General features: G+C 63.2%; 20 protein-coding genes. 2 read left to right on the top strand and 18 right to left on the bottom strand.

The window, feature by feature from the left end; genetic code table 11:
• Nucleotides 1-136: 136 nt before the first annotated feature.
• Nucleotides 137-685 carry a cupin domain-containing protein gene (locus tag BWR59_RS23450; protein ID WP_081568030.1) on the top strand — a complete coding sequence of 183 codons (549 nt, stop codon included), beginning with the start codon at nt 137-139 and terminating at the stop codon, nt 683-685.
• 69 nt (nt 686-754) lie between these two features.
• Here BWR59_RS23450 and BWR59_RS23445 read toward each other — a convergent pair whose 3' ends face one another.
• The 8 genes from BWR59_RS23445 to BWR59_RS23410 all read right to left on the bottom strand — a co-directional run bounded on the left by BWR59_RS23445 (nt 755) and on the right by BWR59_RS23410 (nt 8,489).
• The gene (locus BWR59_RS23445; RefSeq protein WP_081568029.1) at nt 755-1,360 is read right to left on the bottom strand and encodes a cupin domain-containing protein; all 606 of its coding nucleotides are present in this window, start codon (nt 1,358-1,360) and stop codon (nt 755-757) included.
• Between the two features lie 83 nt (nt 1,361-1,443).
• The gene (locus tag BWR59_RS23440) at nt 1,444-2,154 is read right to left on the bottom strand and encodes an urea carboxylase-associated family protein (RefSeq protein ID WP_081568028.1); all 711 of its coding nucleotides are present in this window, start codon (nt 2,152-2,154) and stop codon (nt 1,444-1,446) included.
• Between the two features lie 30 nt (nt 2,155-2,184).
• Nucleotides 2,185-3,417, bottom strand: coding sequence for a M20 family metallo-hydrolase (locus tag BWR59_RS23435; RefSeq protein ID WP_081568027.1), 1,233 nt, complete (start codon nt 3,415-3,417; stop codon nt 2,185-2,187).
• Complete coding sequence (locus BWR59_RS23430; RefSeq protein ID WP_081568026.1) at nt 3,414-4,220, bottom strand: amino acid ABC transporter ATP-binding protein; 807 nt, start codon at nt 4,218-4,220, stop codon at nt 3,414-3,416. The genes BWR59_RS23435 and BWR59_RS23430 overlap by 4 nt, the downstream gene beginning before the upstream one ends.
• Before the next feature lie 3 nt (nt 4,221-4,223).
• Nucleotides 4,224-4,871 carry an amino acid ABC transporter permease gene (locus BWR59_RS23425; protein WP_081568025.1) on the bottom strand — a complete coding sequence of 216 codons (648 nt, stop codon included), beginning with the start codon at nt 4,869-4,871 and terminating at the stop codon, nt 4,224-4,226.
• On the bottom strand, nt 4,871-5,530 hold the full coding sequence (locus BWR59_RS23420; protein ID WP_143490921.1) for an amino acid ABC transporter permease: 660 nt from the start codon (nt 5,528-5,530) through the stop codon (nt 4,871-4,873). The genes BWR59_RS23425 and BWR59_RS23420 overlap by 1 nt, the downstream gene beginning before the upstream one ends.
• A 7-nt stretch (nt 5,531-5,537) precedes the next feature.
• Nucleotides 5,538-6,386 carry a transporter substrate-binding domain-containing protein gene (locus tag BWR59_RS23415; RefSeq protein ID WP_081568024.1) on the bottom strand — a complete coding sequence of 283 codons (849 nt, stop codon included), beginning with the start codon at nt 6,384-6,386 and terminating at the stop codon, nt 5,538-5,540.
• A gap of 279 nt (nt 6,387-6,665) precedes the next feature.
• Entirely contained in the window at nt 6,666-8,489 is a 1,824-nt protein-coding gene (locus tag BWR59_RS23410; protein WP_081568023.1) for an NAD(P)/FAD-dependent oxidoreductase, read from the bottom strand.
• Between the two features lie 251 nt (nt 8,490-8,740).
• On the opposite strand from BWR59_RS23410, the gene BWR59_RS23405 reads away from it, so the two are divergent.
• Nucleotides 8,741-10,630 (top strand): sigma-54-dependent Fis family transcriptional regulator, encoded by a 1,890-nt coding sequence (locus BWR59_RS23405; protein WP_081568022.1) that lies wholly within the window; start codon nt 8,741-8,743, stop codon nt 10,628-10,630.
• 48 nt (nt 10,631-10,678) lie between these two features.
• Here BWR59_RS23405 and gspD read toward each other — a convergent pair whose 3' ends face one another.
• The 10 genes from gspD to gspF form a co-directional block, all read right to left on the bottom strand.
• Nucleotides 10,679-12,997 carry a type II secretion system secretin GspD gene (gene gspD / locus BWR59_RS23400; protein ID WP_081568021.1) on the bottom strand — a complete coding sequence of 773 codons (2,319 nt, stop codon included), beginning with the start codon at nt 12,995-12,997 and terminating at the stop codon, nt 10,679-10,681.
• Nucleotides 12,994-13,509, bottom strand: coding sequence for a hypothetical protein (locus BWR59_RS23395; protein WP_081568020.1), 516 nt, complete (start codon nt 13,507-13,509; stop codon nt 12,994-12,996). Before BWR59_RS23395 ends, gspD begins: the two co-directional genes overlap by 4 nt.
• Nucleotides 13,506-14,162 carry a type II secretion system protein GspM gene (gspM, locus tag BWR59_RS23390; protein ID WP_081568019.1) on the bottom strand — a complete coding sequence of 219 codons (657 nt, stop codon included), beginning with the start codon at nt 14,160-14,162 and terminating at the stop codon, nt 13,506-13,508. Before gspM ends, BWR59_RS23395 begins: the two co-directional genes overlap by 4 nt.
• A complete protein-coding gene (locus BWR59_RS23385; RefSeq protein WP_230982074.1) occupies nt 14,152-15,069 on the bottom strand; it encodes a type II secretion system protein GspL in 918 nt (305 codons plus the stop codon). The genes gspM and BWR59_RS23385 overlap by 11 nt, the downstream gene beginning before the upstream one ends.
• Nucleotides 15,070-15,179: 110 nt before the next feature.
• Nucleotides 15,180-15,902 (bottom strand): general secretion pathway protein GspK, encoded by a 723-nt coding sequence (locus BWR59_RS23380; RefSeq protein ID WP_081568017.1) that lies wholly within the window; start codon nt 15,900-15,902, stop codon nt 15,180-15,182.
• On the bottom strand, nt 15,899-16,510 hold the full coding sequence (locus tag BWR59_RS23375) for a prepilin-type N-terminal cleavage/methylation domain-containing protein (protein WP_081568016.1): 612 nt from the start codon (nt 16,508-16,510) through the stop codon (nt 15,899-15,901). Before BWR59_RS23375 ends, BWR59_RS23380 begins: the two co-directional genes overlap by 4 nt.
• Nucleotides 16,507-16,875: a type II secretion system protein gene (locus tag BWR59_RS23370; protein ID WP_081568015.1), complete on the bottom strand. Its 369-nt coding sequence runs from the start codon at nt 16,873-16,875 to the stop codon at nt 16,507-16,509. Before BWR59_RS23370 ends, BWR59_RS23375 begins: the two co-directional genes overlap by 4 nt.
• The gene (locus tag BWR59_RS23365; protein ID WP_081568014.1) at nt 16,872-17,309 is read right to left on the bottom strand and encodes a GspH/FimT family pseudopilin; all 438 of its coding nucleotides are present in this window, start codon (nt 17,307-17,309) and stop codon (nt 16,872-16,874) included. Before BWR59_RS23365 ends, BWR59_RS23370 begins: the two co-directional genes overlap by 4 nt.
• 1 nt (nt 17,310) lies before the next feature.
• Entirely contained in the window at nt 17,311-17,736 is a 426-nt protein-coding gene (gspG, locus tag BWR59_RS23360; RefSeq protein ID WP_081568013.1) for a type II secretion system major pseudopilin GspG, read from the bottom strand.
• Nucleotides 17,737-17,746: 10 nt separating this feature from the next.
• Nucleotides 17,747-18,949, bottom strand: a complete 1,203-nt coding sequence (gene gspF, locus BWR59_RS23355; RefSeq protein WP_081568012.1) for a type II secretion system inner membrane protein GspF — start codon at nt 18,947-18,949, stop codon at nt 17,747-17,749.

Genomic DNA, 18,949 nt, shown 5'->3' with positions numbered 1-18,949 from the left:
CTTTTGGCCGGGCCGTATAGGTTGGAGGCGGTTAAACGTGCTCTAATCACCCCCACTCAAATGGGGGAACGGCCCGGCTGTCAAAGGCCTGCGTGGCGCGCTCCTCGATACCCTCGGGCTTTAACAAAGGGCTGTCATGGATACGGGGTCTCGTCTCAAGTTAGTGCGGGAAAGCTACAAAATGTCCCAGCGGGAGCTGGCCAGACGCAGCGGTGTCGCCAATGGCACGATCTCGTTGATTGAGTTGAATCGCGTCAGCCCCTCGGTGAGTTCGCTTAAAAAACTGCTGGAAGGGTTTCCCATGACCCTGGCGGATTTCTTTTCGTTCGACCAGCCACCGCAAGAGCAGCGTTATGTCTTTCGTGCCGGCGAGCAGCCGGACCTGGGCCGCGACGGCCTGCGGCTGTTGCTGATCGGCGCTTCCGTTCCCAGCCGGCAGATGCGCATGTTGCGCGAACAGTACGCGCCGGGCGCCAGTTCCGGGGCAGAACCCATCGTTCACGCTCAGGGCGAAGAATGCGGCCTGGTGACACGCGGCACCATCGAACTTACGGTCGACGGGCAGATCAGCGTGTTGAATGCCGGCGACGGTTATTACTTCCCGACGACCCTGCCGCACATGTTCCGCAACATCGGCCAGGACGAAGCGGAAATCATCAGCGCCAACACGCCAGCGAACTTCTGATCGGGTGCTGCTCGGCTGATATTCAGGACCTGCGCCGGGAAGCCTCACGCTTTCCGGCTCGGCCAGGGATCAGAAAGTGGCGGGGGTATTGACCCAGAGAATACGCACGACGCTGTCGGTGGAGTTGCGATAGCCGTGAGGGACGTTGCTGGGGAAGTGAAAAGAATCGCCTGCGTTCAGCGTGTAGGTGGTTTCGCCCAGCGTCAGGTCGAGACTGCCTTCGATGACATAACCCATCTCTTCCCCGGCATGCTCGATCATTTCACTGACCATGCCCGGCGAGACGATGTGGATGTCACCTTGCAACAGCCCGCCTTTCTGCAGGTGGGTGATGCGCTCCAGATCGATATACCCTTTTTTGGTGCCCTTGGCGAAGCGGTTGACCTGTCGACCGCCTGCGCGCAGCACCGGCTCTTCCGACACCCAGTCTTCGGAGGTCAACTCGGACACGTTGCTGCCCAGCGCCAATGCCAGGCGATGCAGCGTGGCCAGTGAGGGCGAAGCGGCGTCGTTTTCCAGCTTGGAAATCAGGCTTTCGGAGCATCCTGCCGCTTCGGCGACTTGCTTGAGGGTCAAGCCCGCCACTTTGCGCGCATGTCGAAGGCGCACGGCCAGGCTCGGCAGGCCTTGGGAATGCTGGGATTTGCCGGCAGGCATCTTGGTGGGTTTGGACATGCAGCCCTCGAAAACAATTGGATGAAGCGCGCGACAGGCATCCTAGGGGGCTGGACGCCTGTCGTCTACTGGCAAGTCGAGGTTCAGCCGTGAACCGAGAAGGTCACTTCCACCGGGTTCAGGTCGTTGATCGGCACGATGTCTTGCGGGCAGGCCGACATCACCACGATGACGTCCATTTCTGCGCGGATTTCAACGTAGTCACCGGCCTTGGAAACCGGCGGCAACCATTCGACGGTGTAGTCAGGCTTGACCGGGATGTTCATCCACAGATTGAACGGCTGCGGCACTTCATTGGAACGCAGGCCGATGGCTTGCAGAGCCAGGCGCATGTTGTCGGCGCAGCTGTCGTGGTAGCCCTCGACGCCCAGATTGGTGTAGCGATGCAGGTCGCAGGCGGCCATCAAGGTGTCGTGAATGCCAGGCGAGGTGTCGGTGAGCAGCGTGCCGATGGTGCGGCGACGGTTACTGAACAGATCGTCGCCGACCTTCGGGATGATGCTGTTGCAATGAGCACGGGCGTGTTCCATCGAGAGGAATTCGCTCATGTCTTTGCTGTTGAACAGCCAGGTGTCGCACACCTGAGTGCCGTGGGTGTTGACGATCTTGATCATTTGCCCGGCCTTCAGGCGTACGGCGCGGCCGCAGCGGGCAGGGACCGTGTAGGTCTCGTTCAGGACCGGAGTGCCGTCGGCCGAAATCGGTTCTTTCAGTGTGGCGTTGATGCCCAGTGACGAGCCGTTGTCCGGTTGGCAGCAGGCGGGGAAGTCGTGGCTATGGGTAATGTGGGTCATGTTGATTCCTGTCTGTTCAGGGTTTCGGGTTCAGGGTTGTTCGGCAAGTGCAACCAGGCTCCAGGCAAGTGCTCTGGCGCCGGCTTCCAATTGCGCGGGTTCTGTGAATTCCAGCGGGTTGTGGCTGATGCCGTTGCGGCTGGGAACGAAGAGCATCGCTGTCGGGCAATGGCCGGCGAGGTACATGGCGTCATGAAAGGCGCCGGAGCGGATCGATTGCCAGCCCAGGCCCGTCGCCTCGCACGCGTGTTCCAGCACCTCGATCACCTGCGGGGCGAACGCGGTCGGCTCGTGGCTGAACAGGCTGCTCAGTTGCGCATCGGCAGGCAGGCAGTCGCTCAGGCCTGCATCGAAGGCTGCCAGCACCTGCGGGTCGGCGTGACGGAAGTCGATGCTGAACGTGACTTCGCCAGCGATCGTATTGATTGCGTTGGGCATGACATTCCAGCGGCCGAAGGTCAGGCGCTTGTCCTCGCCGGCCAGCCGTTGGGCAAGCTCATCGATAGGCCTCAGCGATTCCATGGCCGACAACAGGGCGTCGCGGCGCATGTGCGTCGGCGTGGTTCCGGCATGCGCCGAGGCGCCTTTGCAGCGCACCTGATACCAGCGCACCCCTTGAATGCCCGAGACCACGCCCAGTGGCACCTTGGCCTCTTCAAGCACCGGCCCTTGCTCGATGTGCAGTTCGACGAAGGCGTGGGTGGCGATTTTTTCGCGCATGGGCAGATCGGCGAAACGTTGCGCGTGAGCGTCCAGTGCTTCGCCGACCGACATACCGGCAGCGTCCAGATTATTGCGGTAGCCGGTCAGCCTCGCTGGGTCGACGTAGGCACTTGAGCCCATCGCGCCAGGGCTGAAGCGGCTGCCTTCCTCGTTGGTCCAGACCACCACCTCAATCGGTCGTCGGGTTTGAACGCCGGCGTCGCGCAGGGCGTGCAGGCATTCCAGCCCGGCCATTACGCCGTAGCAACCGTCGAGCTTGCCGCCGGTGGGCTGCGTGTCGATGTGGCTGCCGGTCATTACCGGAGGCAGGTCTTCGCGCCCGTCACGACGGATGAACAGGTTGGCGCAGGCATCCCTCCATACTGTGCAGCCGAGTCTGTGTGCTTCGCCGATCAGCCAGGCGCGCGCCTGAAAGTCTTCCTCCGACAAGGCCTGGCGGTTCATCCCGCCGTCGTTGCCCGGGCCGAAAGTGGCGAGGGTATCGAGCAGACCCTGCAGACGCGTTGCAGAGACGGCATTCAAGGTTTTTTCGGCAATCATGAGGTCACCTGTGCGCGTGGGGTCAGGCTGCGGTTGAACCACGGTTTGAGGAACTGCTGCAGACGCTCGGTCTTGGGCGCGTTGAACAATGGTCCCGGCGCGCCGGACTCGACGATCTGCCCGGCTTCCATGAACACCACCCGATCGGAGATCTGTGCCGCGAAACTCATTTCGTGGGTGACCATGACCATGGTCATGCCGTCGTCGGCAAGGCTGCGAATCACTTGCAGGACTTCCTCGACCAATTCGGGGTCCAGCGCCGAAGTCGGCTCATCGAGCAGCATCAGCCGTGGCTTGACCGCCAGCGCCCGGGCGATTCCCACCCTTTGCTGCTGGCCGCCGGAAAGCCGGGCAGGGTAAGCGTCGGCCTTGGCGCTCAGACCGACGCGCGACAACGCCTGATCCGCCAGGGTGCGGGCCTGGGCCTTGGGCATCTTCTTGCCGAGGACCAGCGGCGCCATGACGTTTTCGCGCACGCTCATGTGTGGCCACAGGTCGAATTGTTGAAACACCATGGACAGCGGGTTGCGCACTTCATCGACCTTCGCTTCGCTGTCGCGGTCGGCTTCGCGCCTGCCAGTGCCGCTATAGCCGAGAAGCTGGCCATCGATCCAGACCTCGCCCTCGTCATAGCGCTCAAGGAAATTCATGCAGCGCAGGGCGGTGGTTTTGCCCGATCCGGACGGCCCGATCAGTGAGACGATTTCGCCGGGCTGTACGCTCAGGTTGAAGCCGCGCAATACGCGGTTGGCGCCATAGGATTTGCCGACGTCGCGCAGTTCGAGAAGCGGTAGGGTACTCATCGGTCAGCCTCGCAGATGACGGGTCATGCGTTGCCCAAGGGCGCGGGCAATGGCCGCGACCGACGAGGTCACCAACCAGTAGCTCAACACCAGCAGGGCGTAGGGCATGACGTAGGAAAAGGTAGTGGAGACGATGCGCCCGGCGGTCATGGTCAGTTCGGGGACTGTGATGATCGAGGTCACGGCGCTTTCCTTGATGGTCAGGATCACCTGATTGCCCAGGAGCGGCAGGGCGAAGGCCATGGCCTGAGGCGCCTGCACGTGCCAGAACACTCGCACTCTTGATATGCCATGCACCCGCGCCGCTTCCACTTGACCGTGGGGAACGCTGGCCCAGGCCGAGCGAAACAGTTCGGCGAAATAGGCCCCGCTGTACAGCGCCAGCGAAAGAATGCTCGCTTCGACGGCTTCCAGGCGCAGGCCGATGACCGGCAGCCCGAAATAAATGACCGCCAGTTGTGCAAGAAACGGCGTGCCGCGGATCAGCCACACATAAAGGCTGTAGATCAGCGCAAATCCCGGGATGGCGATGCGCGCCGCATTCAGCGCAAAGCCCAGTGTCAGGCCGATGACCGCGGCCGCCAGACTGACGCCCAGTGTCACCAGCAACGCATTGGCAAATTCGGGGAGGTAACTCATCAACTCTTGCATCAACTGCGCTCCTGCCAACGACGTTCCAGCAGACCGCCGAGCACGCTCAGTACGCTGGTCAGCAGCAGGTAGAACAGGCCCGCCACCAGATACACCTCAAGCGGGCGATAGGTTTGCGATACCAATTGCTGACTGACGCGCATCAGATCGGTAATGGAAATGACTGAAACCACCGCCGACACCTTGATCACGTCGATCAATTCGGAAATCAACGCCGGTGACGTCAGGCGCAGCACCTGCGGCAACTGGATGTGCACCAGTGTGTTGTATTTGCCCAGCGCGAACACCGAGGCCGCTTCCATCTGCCCCTTGGCGATGGCCGCGAACCCGCTGCTCAGAATCTGCGACTGGTAGGCGGCGGTGTTCAGCGCCAAGGCCACTGCAGCGGCGACCATCGGCGGGATATCCAGCCCCAGCGCCGACGGCAGGTAAAACAGCAGCAAAAGCTGGGCGAGCATTGGCGTGCCGCGAAAGAAGCTGACGTAGACCCGGGTGAACGCCACTCCAGCGCGGCTGCGGCCGTTCGCCAACAGATGAATCAGGACGCTAAGCACAAAGCCGAGCAGCATCCCGATGGCGCACAACCACAGAGTGGTCAGTGCGCCCTGGATCAGAGCAGGCGAGTACAACGCCATGCGGCTGCTGAAATCGTTCATCATCAGCGGCTCAGATGCTCGGAACCGGCATGGCATCGGTCGGCAGCGTCATGGAGAAGCCGAACCATTTGTCTTGCAGGGCCTTGAGGGTGCCGTCCTGGGACGCACGGGCGATGCCGTCGCTGAACAGCTTGACCAGGCTGGCGCTGTCGGCGTCTTTGCGTCCCACCCAACCGAAGTAAGTCACGGGGCCGACCATTTCCGGCAGCGTGGTGAACAGGCCAGGACGCGCTTTCATGAGCGGACCGAGATTGGAGAGCGACTGCGCGACGCCATCGAGCCTGCCGTTGGCGAGGTCGGCGTAGGCTTCGTCGAAGCTCACGTATTCCTTGATGCGTTTGATACCGGGCTGCCCTTGGGCTTTGAGCCTGGTGTCCAGTGCCTGCAGTACAGCCAGCTGGCCGGAACCGGCCTGGGAGCCAATCACCCGACCGTTAAGGTCGTTGAGTGTCTTGATGTCGCCGTCATCGGCACGTTTGAGCAGCGCAACAGTGGATTCAGCGATCGGTACGGTAAAGGCAAATTGATCGAACCGTGCCTTGTTGACCGTGACCGAGGTCACCACGAAATCGAACTTGTTGCTGTCCAGCCCGGGAAGTATCCCCTGGAACGGCAGGTCGAGCTGACGAACCTTGACGTCCGGCAGGTCTTTATCCAGCACGTAATGCATGAGGTCCGCGCCATACCCGACGATCTTGCCGTTCTCAACCGATTCGAAAGGTGCAAACCGGGCTTCGGTGGCGACCACGATCTCGTGTTTCTGCTTGATGCGTTGCAGCAGATCGTCTGCGTGGGCCAGAGAAATGCTGCACAGTGTGACCAGCGATAAGGACAGAGTCTTGAGCGTGAAGCGAGTCATTGTCATTCTCCTTGAACTGCCTAGATTTATATTCAAGTTACTTGAATAAAGATACAGAGGCATGAAGCATGCCAACCCTGACCCGCCTCATATTCAGCGGTGAACGGGGTTGTTCATGGGGAGTGACGCACTGATAGTGCGCGAGTGGAGGGCAGTTGCCTTGATGTGGTGCGCAGCATTTGAAGCAGGGAAGATGATCGTATAGGTGGCGGGGAATGGGCGAGCGGGCGATTTCAGACACCGGAAAAGTCGCCCAACCTCAGTTGGGCGACCCGCGCCTCATTGGGCGTGATGGCTCGGAGCAAGGGCATAAACGTCGGTATCCAGCCCTTCGAATCGCGCTTTCAATTGCAGCGCCAGGTACAACGAGTAATGCCGTGACTGATGCAGGTTGCCGCCATGGAACCAGAGGTTGTCCTGCTGTGTGGGTTTCCACATGTTGCGCAGCTCGCCTTCATAGGGGCCTGGATCCTTGGTGGTGCCCGAGCCCAGCCCCCAGCAACGGCCTACCTTGTCGGCCACTTCCTGGGAAATCAGCTTCGCCGCCCAGCCATTCATCGAGCCGTAGCCGGTGGCGTAGACGATCAGATCGGCGGGCAAGCGGCTGCCGTCGTTCAGAATCACGGCATCCGCTTCAACGCGTTCGACTCCAAGGCCTGGCGCGCTTTTTAGCTTGATCGTGCCATTGGCGATCAACGCCGAGGCGCCGACATCGATGTAGTAGCCCGAGCCCCGGCGCACGTACTTCATGAACAGGCCTGAGTCGTCGTCACCAAAGTCGAGCATGAAACCGGCCTTTTCCAGACCTTGATAAAAGTCCTTGTCGCGCTCCTTGATCGCGCCAAACACGGGTTGATGAAAGCTTGGCATCACCTTGTACGGAATCGAGGCGAACAGCATGTCGGCCTTGTCCGTGGTCAAGCCGCCTTCCACAGCGTCTTCCGAATACAGCCCGCCGAACACCAGATCCATCAGGCTGTCGGAGCGAACGATATGCGTGCTGGAGCGCTGCACCATGGTCACCTCGGCACCGTTCTCCACCAGGTCCGCGCAGATATCGTGAGCCGAGTTGTTGGCGCCGATGACCACCGCGCGCTTGCCTTTCCAGGCATCGCCGCCGGGGTGGCGACTGGAGTGGTGCTGCTGCCCCTTGAACGCCTCGGCACCCGGATAGGCGGGCACATTGGCCACACCGGACATGCCGGTGGCGAGGATCAACTGGGTCGGTTGCAGCGTCAGGCGTTCGCCGTCGCGTTGCACCTGGACCGTCCACTTGCCCGACTGGTCATCGTATTGGGCGCTCACGCATTCGGTACGCGGCCAGAAGTTGAGCTCCATGACCTTGCTGTACATCTCCAGCCAGTCGCCAATCTGGTCCTTGGGGGTAAACACCGGCCAGTGCTCGGGGAAGGGCAGGTAAGGCATGTGGTCGTACCAGACCGGATCGTGCAGACACAGCGATTTATAGCGGCCGCGCCATTGATCGCCGGGGCGCTCGGCCTTGTCGATGATCAGGGTCGGTACGCCCATGCGCTTGAGCCGCGCGGCAAGCCCCAATCCACCCTGACCACCGCCGACGATCAGGCAATAGGGCTGGGTGGTGATGCCGAGGGAGGCCTCTTCATCGCGGCGGCGTTCCAGCCAGTTGCGCTTGTCGGGGTGGCCATGACCGTGATTGGCACCCATCGGACGGCGGCGGCCGGTGGGTTCTTCGTGGCCTTTGAGTTCGCGCATGGTGGTCAGAAGGGTCCAGCACACACCGTCCTTGAGACGCACATAGCCTTTGCCGCGGGCGGTCTCGGTTTCCAGGCTGATCCAGCCTTCGAGCACGCCATCGTTCAGGCTGGCTTCGCCTTCCAGCTTCCATTGATCGGGGCGAGTGCTTTCGAGACGATTTTCCAGCATATCGCGGATCGCAGGCTTGCCTTCCAGCGTCACCAGGTTCCAGCTGAACAGCAGCAGGTCACGCCAGTAGCATTCGTCGGCGAACAGTTCCAGGGTGGCGTCCAGATCCCTTTTGGCCAGACGCTCGCCAAGGCTGTCGACCCAGGACGCGAGCTGGGCAGTGGGTGTTTGCAGAGGGGTTTCAATTGCGACGTTCATGTGGGGGCTTCTCCCGATCTTGTTGTTTTTGTACCGGGATGAGCAGAGCAAGCGGCGGGCCACCTTGCTGTAACGCTTGTTCCAGAGCCGTTGGTGGGGGATTGAGTCGGCGTGCGAAGGTGCCTTGAGTGTCACGCTGGCGATAAACGCAGGTGACACAGTGTCACCCGGCGCCAGAAGTCCCCGTTGGCGTTCACTTGGTCTAAGCTGCCCACGGAGCCGTCTCGTCACCGTCACGGAGAACAAGAACAATGACGCCCACCCTGATCAGCGCCCATGCGCAACAAGTCTTGCAAGCCGTGCAGGGCACTCAGCCACAGCCCGGGCCTGCCGCCGACATCGCGATCACCCGCTCCTGGCGCCGCTGCCTGGACCAGCACCGACTCGACCCCGCGAGCCGTCGCGCCCCGGATGTACTGGAACACCCTCGTCTGAAGGATCATCGCGCGCCACTGGAGCACATCATCGCCGTGGCCCGCTGGCAGATGAACAGCCTGCATCAGCAGGTCGGCCGTGACGGTCATGTGGTGCTGCTGACCGACGCTCGCGGCGTGGCGATCGACAGCGTGTTCAATGATGCCGAGCAAGCCGAGTTTCAGCGCTCCGGGCTGTGGCTCGGTTCGGTGTGGAGCGAGGAAACCGAAGGCACCAACGGCGTGGGTACCTGCCTGGTCGAGCGCCGCCACGTGACGATTCGCCGCGATGAACACTTCAGGGGCAAGCATGTCGGGTTGACGTGCTCGGCCAGCCCGATCTTCGATTCGAAGGGCGAGTTGCTGGCCGTGCTCAATCTTTCCTCGGTGCGGCCGGAAACCAGCCTGCAACAGCATTATCAGGCGATGGCGCTGACCAACCTGTCCGCGCGACTGATCGAGAGCTGCTTTTTTCTCGGGGACGATCCCCATCGATACCTGCTTCGTTTCCACCCGCAAGCGGGATTCGTCGGCTTGTTGGGAGAAGGCCTGCTCAGCTTCGATGAGCAGGCGCGCATCTGCTCGGTCAACCAGGCCGCGCTGGATCTGCTCGGTATCAGCCGTGAGCAATGGGTTGGGCAGCCCTTGGCGAGCTTGCTGGAAACGCCCATTGAACACGTGCTGAGCCAGGCCAGTGCCCAGCCGAGCCTGTGCTGGCCAATACGCTTGCAGGATGGGCGCCTGTTCTATGGCCAGTTACGAGCACCGTTGCGCACTTCGCCATTGGTGATGCCGGCGGCGCCCAAGGTCAACGATCTGCGCGTGTGCCTTGAAGATCCGCGCCTGCAACGGGGTTTCGCTCGCGCATTGCGGGTGCTGGAGCGCGACGTTCCGGTGTTTCTCCAGGGTGAAACCGGCACAGGTAAAGAGGCATTCGCCGCTGCACTGCACCGTGCCAGCGCCCGGGCCAACCAGCCGTTCGTTGCGATCAATTGCGCGGCCATTCCGGAATCATTGATCGAGAGTGAGCTGTTCGGCTACCGAGGTGGCAGTTTTACGGGGGCACGCAAGGACGGCATGGTCGGCAAACTGGAACAGGCCGATGGCGGCATTCTGTTTCTGGACGAAATCGCCGATATGCCGCTGGCGTTGCAAACGCGGCTGCTGCGGGTGCTGGAGGAACGGCAGGTGGTGCCGTTGGGCGGCGCCTCGGCCCGTCCTCTGGACGTGCGGCTGATCAGTGCCAGTCACCAGGATTTGCAGGCCTGTGTGGCCGATGGGCGTTTTCGCGAGGATCTGTTCTACCGCGTGGGTGGGTTTGCCGTGCAACTGCCGCCGTTGCGGGAGCGCTCCGACAAAGGCAGTTTGCTCGACCTGCTGCTGCGCGAAGAAGCGAAGGGCGCACAGGTTCAGCTCGAACCTGGTGTGAGAGAGCGCCTGCTCTCGCATCCCTGGCCGGGCAATGTGCGGCAGTTGCGTACCTGTCTGCGAACACTGGTCGCCTTGGCGTGGGAGGGGCGCATCAGCCTGGATGAAGTGGAAGAGTTGTTGCCGACGCAGCCGATCGACTCGCCGGAAAACCCGCTGCACCTCTCAGAAAAGCAGACCCTGCTCAGCCTCATCGAAGCCGAGCATTGGCACATCGCCCGCGTGGCCGATCGTCTGGGGATCAGCCGCAACACGCTTTACCGCAAATTGCGTCACCACGGTATCGCGCGGCCAGGTTGAAAAGCGGGTGCCCCGCCGAGCTCCCGTCTTCTCTCGGCCCAGCATTATTCAGCCCCCTGAAACGCCTGCCTGCGTTGGCTTGATCAACTGCAACTGTTGGCGATAGTCGTCCGTCACCTGCCGCGCCTGGCTGTTGCTGGTGACCACGCGCGGGGTGATCAGCACGATCAGCTCCGTGCGCTTCTTGCTCTTGCTGGTGTTGCCGAACAACCAGCGCAGCCCCGGCACCCGGCCCAGATACGGCACCGATGACACGGTGTCGCTGTTGTCCTGCTTGATCAAACCGCCGAGCAAAACGGTCTGCCCGCTCTGCACCGCGACCTGCGTGGACACCGAGCGGGTAGAAATGCGCGGGTTGCCGTTGTTGTCCGACGCAGCGCTGTTGTCGGCGTCACTGACCTGCTGCTGAATGTCCATGTATACCAGGCCACCCGGATTGATGCGCGGCACGACGTCCAGAATCACACCGGTCTGAACGTATTCGACGCTGCTCAGCGTGGTGTTGGAGACGTTGGTATTGACCGTGGTCTGGCTGATGGGGATGTTGTCGCCGACCTGAATCTGCGCTTGCTGGTTGTTCATGACCACCAGCGACGGCGCCGACAGCACTTGGGTGCGGCCGTTGGTTTCCAGCGCATGCAGCGCCACTTGCAGGTTATTGCTGACGAAGGAATAGAACAGCGAGTCAGCTGCGCCCAGACCTGCGCCGCCGCCGCCGAGGGCACCCTGACTGCCGGACGCATTGGCGACAGTGGTGCTGCCGGAATTACCGGCGAGTTTGCCCAGATACCACTGAACGCCCAGGTCCAGTTCGCCGCTGAGGTTGACTTCCAGAATCCGGGTTTCGATCTGCACCTGCATCGGCGCGTTGTCCAGCCGTTTGATCGCGGATTCGATCTCGGTCCATTGGGCGGGGCGGGTGCGGATCAGCAACTGGTTGCTGCTCTTCTGCGCGGTGATGCGGGTGCTGTCGTCCAGCCGCTTGCTGGCGCCGGATTCGGTGCCAGCCGTCTCGCTGTCGGTGCCTTCGACGCCGCCTGCATCATCGTCGCCCTCGTCTGCGTCAGTCTCTTCGTTCTGCTGCGCACCGTTCTGCATGCCGCCGTTACTGCCGCTCATGCCCATGCCCGAGCTTGTGCCCATCCCCTGGCCGCTGCCGCTCAGCCCCATGCCGCCCGCGCTGCTGCCATTGCCGCTGAGTGAGGACAGCGAGCGGGTGCGCAGGCCGGGGGCGACCTTGGCCGCGCTGTCGTCCTTGATCTGCCCGTTGCCGTAGATCTGGCGCAGGTACCTGGCAAGGTCCGAGGCCTTCATGTTGCGCACGTCGTAGACATACATCTGCGGCTCGTTGCCGCCGCCTTCGTCGATGGTGTGAATCCAGTCACCGACTTCGCTCAGGTAACGCGGCTGCGCGGAGATCGCCACCACCGAGTTGGTTCGGTCGATCGGCAGAAAACGCACCATGCCCGCCATCGGCATGCCGCTGTCGGGGCCGAACATTTTCTTCAGTTCCGGCATCAGCTCGCCGACGGTGGCACGCTGCAGGCCATAGACCGCGATGGACATGCCCTTGAGCCAGTCGACATCGAAGGTGTCGATGGTGTCCTGATAGTTGGCCAGTTCATCCGGCGTCCCGGCGAGGCTGAGCACGTTGCGCCCCGGATCGACCAGCAGGAAAGCGTTCTCCCTGGCGAAGGGCTTGAGCAGCTTCTGCATCTCGGTCGCCGAAATGTAGTGCAAGGGGAACAGTCGCGCAGAAAGACCGCTGGAAGGCCGCGCCACCGGCATCTCGGGCACCAGTTTGCCGGCCACCGCCTGGTTGGCGGGGAGGATCACATAGCGGTCGCCCTGGCGGATCATCGCGTTGTCGGTCCACGACAGCAGGGTCTCGAGAATCGACAGCGCTTGCTGTTTGTTCACCGGCTTGGAGGTGGAGAAGCTGACGTCGCCTTTGACGCCCTGATTGATGCTGTAGTTTTCGTGCAGCAGATCGCCCATGACGCTGTTGATCACCGCCTCGATCGGCTGATTGGCGAAGTTGAACACGATATCGCCGCTGGCATCTGCGGGGTCGTTCGCGCCAGGAGCTTTTGTGGCCGGGGCCGGGTTGTGCACGAAGGTCTGATTGCCACGAATGATCTGCTGGCGCGGCACCGCCCTGGCGCCGGGGTTCGGCTGGCTCGGCAGCGGTGCCGATTCAGCCAGGGGCGGGCGCTGGGAGCCGGTGCCATTGAGTGCTTCCTGCATCAGCGCCGGGTCGTTGTCGAAATGCTCCGGCGTCGCCGCGCAACCGGCCAGCGCGACGGCGGTCGCCAAACACAACAGAGGGCTGCACAAACGGGGAAACTCAAGGTAGCGATTGTTCATGGTGTGGGTACGTCTGGAAGGGTAATGAGGGGCGCCTTCGAAGGCGCTGGAAGGCGGAGCAGGGGCAGGCGCAATTCGCGGGTCTGGCCTTGGTGGCTAAAGGTGGCTTGCTGGGGCGTGGCGCCGGTCAGGGTCCAGCCGTTGTCGAGGGTGCTCCCGACCGCCAGTTTCAGGCTGCGTTTGTCCGCCATGCGCAGCAGCACCCAGTGGGCCTGCCCGTCGATGATCACGCCGCTGAGGCTGATGCCGTCGAGGGAAGAGGCCTGTTTTTTACCCGTCACCCGATCGGGCTTGCGGTCCGGGCTGAACATCGACTGTTGCCAGGTCAGCGCCAGGGCTTGAGCCGGCAGTGGCGAGATCGCCTGGGGCTTGGCTGCGGGCGCCGATTCACGGGCCTGACCCGCAGGCAGCCAATCCAGCGTCTGCCCGGCGCCCATGGCGAGGCTTACGGCCGTCGCGCTCAACAGGGCAGTGGCCGCCAGCAATGCGAGAGTAAGGGTGTCGAACCTCATGCTTCGGGCTCCTCGCTGGATGCGGCCGGCTTTTCAGGCTGCTTCCCTTGCGCCGGATGCGCGGGCGCTTGTTGCAGATAACCGCGCAGTAACAGATGCACTTGCAGGCGTCCGGCGCCGCCACTGGCGGGGGCTGACGTTGCACGGCGCAGGCTCAGGTTGTCGACGAACAGAAACGGCTGGCCGTATTCGAAGTCGTGCAGCAGGTTGGCCAGCGGCTCCATGGCGCACTCCAGGGTCAGGCTGACTTTCACCTGGCGATACGGCTCGGCGCTGTCGCGCTCCGGGGTGATCGGCATGCGCTGCGTAACCTCACAGCCGGGCCCTTGGTCGGCGTGGGCCTTGACCAGATCGAGGCTGCGTTGCATCAGATCGGCGGCGACCGCGCTGGGGTCTTCGCCGGGCAGCAGGCTGGTGCGGCTCGAAGGATCGCGGCGCGCAGCCTGCAGTTGTTGTTCCAGGCCGTCCCGCTGTTGCAGGATCGCGGCGTAGCGCTGTTGCTGGGTGCGCAAGGCGTCGGCCTGCTCATCGAGAGCGTTCAGCGGGTCGAGAAACCAGCTTTGCACCAGCAACCACCATGCGGCCCAGAGCACCAGCGCCAGTACGATCAGGGCCGCGCCACGGCGTTCCCGCGGGCTCAGTTCACGGCGCATCGGCGGCCTCCTTGCGCAGTTGCGCACGCAGGGAAAAGCGTTCTTTGCCGGTCTGTGCATCGGGCTGAATGATGCCCTGGAATTGCGCGTCACTCAGGGTCTTGCAGTCCTTCATGCGGGTGATCAGGGCACTGGCCTTGGCGCTTTGCCCGGACAGGGAAACACCACCGCCGTCAGCGATTTCCAGTTGCTCGACCCAGGTGTCGGCACCCAGGCAACCGGTGAGGTCCACCAGCACGCTGGACAGCGTTGGCTGCGCGGCCTTTTGCTGGGCCAGATATCGCGCCGCACCCTGAGTGTTGATCAACTCGCGGCGCAGGTTCTGCACCTGCTGCACCTGTCCGCGCTGCGCATCGACGCTGTGCTGCATCGCCTCGACCATGGCACTGCGTGCATCCAGCCAGAGCACCATGCAGCTCATCAACAGCGCGCAACAGGCCAGCGCGAGATAGCGCGGCAATCGAGCACCTCTGCGGCGCGGTGGCTTCTGCTCGGCGGGCAGCAGATCGACCCGCAGTCGCTGGCCCCGTGCATCGCGGCCATCGACTGCATGCAGCGCCAGGCCCTGCGCCCTGCACGCATCGAGCGCCGGTTGCAGCCGCTCGCGCAGCACCGCCACAAGCAGCACCTGGGCCATCGCGCCCTCTTTGCCGGTGACGCGGGCGACGTAGTGCATCTGGTCGCGGGGGTAGGGCGTGTACTTGTCCAGTTCGAAGCCGATGACGTTGTGCAGATCGCGCAATGCAGCGCTCGGCAGCAGCAGCGTCTGAACCAGCACCATGCTCGCGGGCAGCACCAGAATCAGGCGCTCGTCGTGGCGCGCCTCCGGATGTTCCGACAGCGGCCAGTCAATCAGCCTTTCGCGCATTTGTGGCAGCAAACGCGCACGCACGGCGGCGGGCAGCATAGCTTGCAGTTCGTGCAGCCAGGCGCGCCACAGTTGTTGTGCCCGGCTGTCACGCCAGTGGCTATGAAGGCGGGCCTGGAACGGGGCGAGCCGCTTTGAAAATAAATGCTTCATTCTTGCCAGCGCAGGACCCGGTAAGGCCTGACACCCTCCTTCGATGGGTTCAGTAACAGCGTGACGCTCAGCGTCGTGGTAAAACCGCCAGGCAATGTCGCCCGGCTTTGTACGGTGATGACCGGGCCTGGATCGCTGGCGATGGCGCTGCCCTGAGGCAGGTTCAACACACCCCGCAACCATGGCGCGGCCAGGCGTGCATCCGGCGCGGGCAGGCCGCTCCACAAGGTCAAATGCGCACTGGCGCACTGGTAAAGCCGCTGGTCCATGGCGGGCAGTTCGCGAACTTCTTCAATCGTGCGCAACGGTGCGTGGTCGCCGCCACGGCGCTGATTCAGCGCTTGCGTCAGTTGCGCCGATTGCTCGGCCGATCCGCCACACGCCCGCACCAGCCGGGCAAACGACTCGACAGGCCCTGCATTGACGTCCAGCTTTCCGGCCTCGCTGGTCAGGCTGACGGCCAACGCCGCCTCGTCGAAATGCAAAGCGTGGGGCTGGCCGTCGGCGTTCCAGTGCCGTTTCGGGTCACGATCCAGCTGCGCCAGCACGGCCATGCCCACGCCCGCTTCGGCTGCCAGCAGCCCTTGGGTATGTTGGCGCTGCCACAGGGCCTGACGGTTCTGCAGATGCACCCAACCCAAGAGGCCGGCGAGCAAGGTGCCCAGCAGCGCCAGCACCCAGAGCACCAACAGCAGCGCCACGCCGCGTTGGCCCTTCATAACGTTCGCGCCTCGGACGACAGGTCCAGGCGCAGATCGATGCTCTGCAACGGCCACGGCACCGGCCCGGCAAGCTGTGCATCAATGCGCACGCTCACCGGCAGGCGCCCGGGCCAAGGCCACTGATCCAGCCAGTCTGTCGCGTCGCCCTTGGGCGAAATCCCGCGATAGCTGAAGTGCACGCTTTGCACCTGATGCAGCAGCACTTGAGGTTCATCCGCTGGCAGCAGGCCTTGATCGCGCAGACGCTGCAGGCTCACCTGCAAGCGCTGTCCCGCGGCCAGCGCCACGTTGTACCGATACAAACCGCCGCCGAGGTTGGCCACCAGCGGCGCGTAAAAGCTCATGCTCTGGGCCTCGCCCACGAACACCGGCGACTGCGTGACCCCCGGCGCGCCTGCCGCCAGAGGCAGGGTCTGGCCAATGGCATTGCGCAGAAAATTCTGCGTGGAACGCACTTCGTCCAGTCGCGTGCTGTAGCGTTCGGCCTTGCTCATGGCCCGATTGGCGCCGGTAATCGCGCCTGCGATCAGGGTCAAAAGCACCCCGAGCAGGCTCAGCACCACCAGCACTTCCAGCAAGGTGAACCCCTGCGCCCGACGAATCATTGGCCTGCCCCCGACCCTGCGCTGCGCACTTGCAGCGTGCTGTAGTGCGCGTGTCGCCCGCCGTTGCTGACATCCAGGTCCAGCCGCCAGGCATCGAGCGGGGCATTGCCGCCCGGCAAGGCACTGACGTTCAACCGCCACTTCACCCCAGACCAGCGTCCTTCGGTGACGCCCGCCTGCAAGCGGCCCGCGTTGGCTTCGTCCATCAGCGAGCGCGCCGTCAGGCTCAACAGGTCGCTGCGTTGCGCCTGTTGCAGGGCGCGGGCGCTCTGGCCGAACGCGACCACCAGCACACTGCTGCACACCGCCAGCACCGCGAGGGCGGCAAGCATTTCCAGCAAGGTGAAGCCGCGTTCGCCACTCAATTGAGCGTGCGCAACTGAACGTTGCCCGTAAGCCAGTTGATATCGACCCGCCAATGTTTGTCGTTGCGGCTCAGTAAAAGATGGCCGCCGCTCGATCCGCCATCCGGGTAGAACTCGAACGCCGAGCCGAGGCCGTCTGCGGTCTGCAACTGGACGTGCATGTCACTGGGCAGGTGCCGGACCGTTTGCAACGGGCCTTGAAAACGGCCGTCCTTGAGGTCAAACCGGGTCTGCGCCGGTTGCCCGGTGACAATGGCCTGGACCCGCGCCGCGCGCAGCGCTTGCACCACTTCGCTCAGGGCGCGGCGTTCGCTGGCCGTATGCAGACCTTTGCCCACGCCAAAGCCCACCAGGCCGACGCTGATGCTGATCAATACGATCACCACCAGCATTTCGAACAGGGTGAAGCCGCGGGCGCGGGGCAGGGCGCGCATGTTATTCCCAGTTACCGAGATCGGCCTTGTAGCCGTCGCCGCCGGGCTGACCGTCCTGGCCTAAGAAGATCAGGTCGAAGCTGCCGTGCTCGCCGGGGAAGCGGTAACCGAAGGCGTGGCCGAACGGGTCCTTGAGGTCCGACTGCTTGGCGTACGGACCGGCCCAGCCGGTAGCGTTGGCGGGCTTGGTCACCAGTTGCTGCAGATTGGCAGGGGGCGAGCCGACGTCCAGGCCGTAGCTTTCGACCTTCATGCTCAGGCTGGCGAGCTGTGCCTTGCCTGCGCCGTACTTGCCTTTGTCGACGTTGCCGCCGACCTGGCGCACCACGATGGTGGCGACGATGCCGAGCAGCACGATCACCGCGAGCATTTCCAATAGGGTGAAGCCGCCCTGGCGACGGCCTTGGGCTGGTTTGAATCGAGTCATGTGTGTTTCCTCAAATGTTACTGGTCAGGCTCATCAGCGGGAGCATGATGGCCAGCATGATCACCGCCACCATGACAGCCATGACCACGGTCAGGCTGGGTACCAGCGCCGCGAGCATGCGGTCGATGCCGCGCTTGGCCTCGACGTCGAAAACGTCGGCGACCTTGAGCAGCATGCTGTCGAGATTGCCGGCCTGTTCGCCGACCTCGATCATCTGCAGCGCAAGTTCCGGCAGCAGCGGTTGCTCACCAAACGCCTGTGCGAGGGTGCCGCCGCCCTTGACCCGGTCGGTGGCTTGCTCGACCTGGGCGCGCAGGGCGTGGTTGCCGCAGACCTGGCGAACGATGTTCATGGCTTGCAGCAGGGCCACGCCGTTACTCAATAAGGTGCCCAGTGTGCGGGCCAGTCGCGCAGCCTCGATGCGCTGCAGCAACGGGCCGATGACTTTCAGTGAGAGCACGCGGCGGTCGTGTCGCTGGCGCCGTTGCGGATCGCGGCGCAGCACCGCGATGCTCCATATCGACGCCACGATGGCCCCCAGCAGTAGCAGGCCGTAGGCGCTCAAGAATTCACCCAGCCCGAGAATGGCCTGCGTGATCAGTGGAATGGGCACGCCCAGGTCGCGGAAGATCGGCACGAACTCCGGCACCACGTAAGCCAGCAGCAAGGCCAGCGAACCGAGGACGCCTACCACCAGAAAGATCGGGTAAATGAGTGCGTTGACCACTTCGCCGCGCAGCTTCTGACTGCGTTCCAGGTATTCGCCGAGTTGACGCAGCGTGTTCTCCAGTGAGCCGCCAGCCTCACCGGCGCGGACCATGCTGATATAGAGGCTGGAAAACTGACCGTGCTCTTCTTCCAGCGCCTGACTCAACGGCTTGCCGGCCTTGACCTGTTCGCGCACCCGTTCGAGGAGCGCCAGGCGCTTGGGGTCGTGGTTCTGTCTGAGCAGTGTGCCCAGCGCGCGCTCCAGCGGTTGGCCGGCGCCGAGCAGGGTTGCCAATTGTTGAGTGAAACTGACCAGCGCCGCGCCGTTGAGCACGCTGCGACGCATCACCACGCCCAGCCCGCTGTGGGCGCCTGCTTCAAGGCTGAGCAGCAACAGACCGCGCTTTTGCAAGATGACCGCCGCAGCGTTTTGATCGCTCGCTTCCAGTGTGCCGTTCTGCGCGACACCGTCGGCGTCCAGCGCCCGGTATTTGAAATGGGCCAT

Source organism: Pseudomonas sp. Bc-h (assembly GCF_002080045.1).
GTDB lineage: Bacteria > Pseudomonadota > Gammaproteobacteria > Pseudomonadales > Pseudomonadaceae > Aquipseudomonas.
The sequence above is the reverse complement of the archived record's forward strand: the minus strand, read 5'-3'. Positions and strand labels throughout refer to the sequence as shown.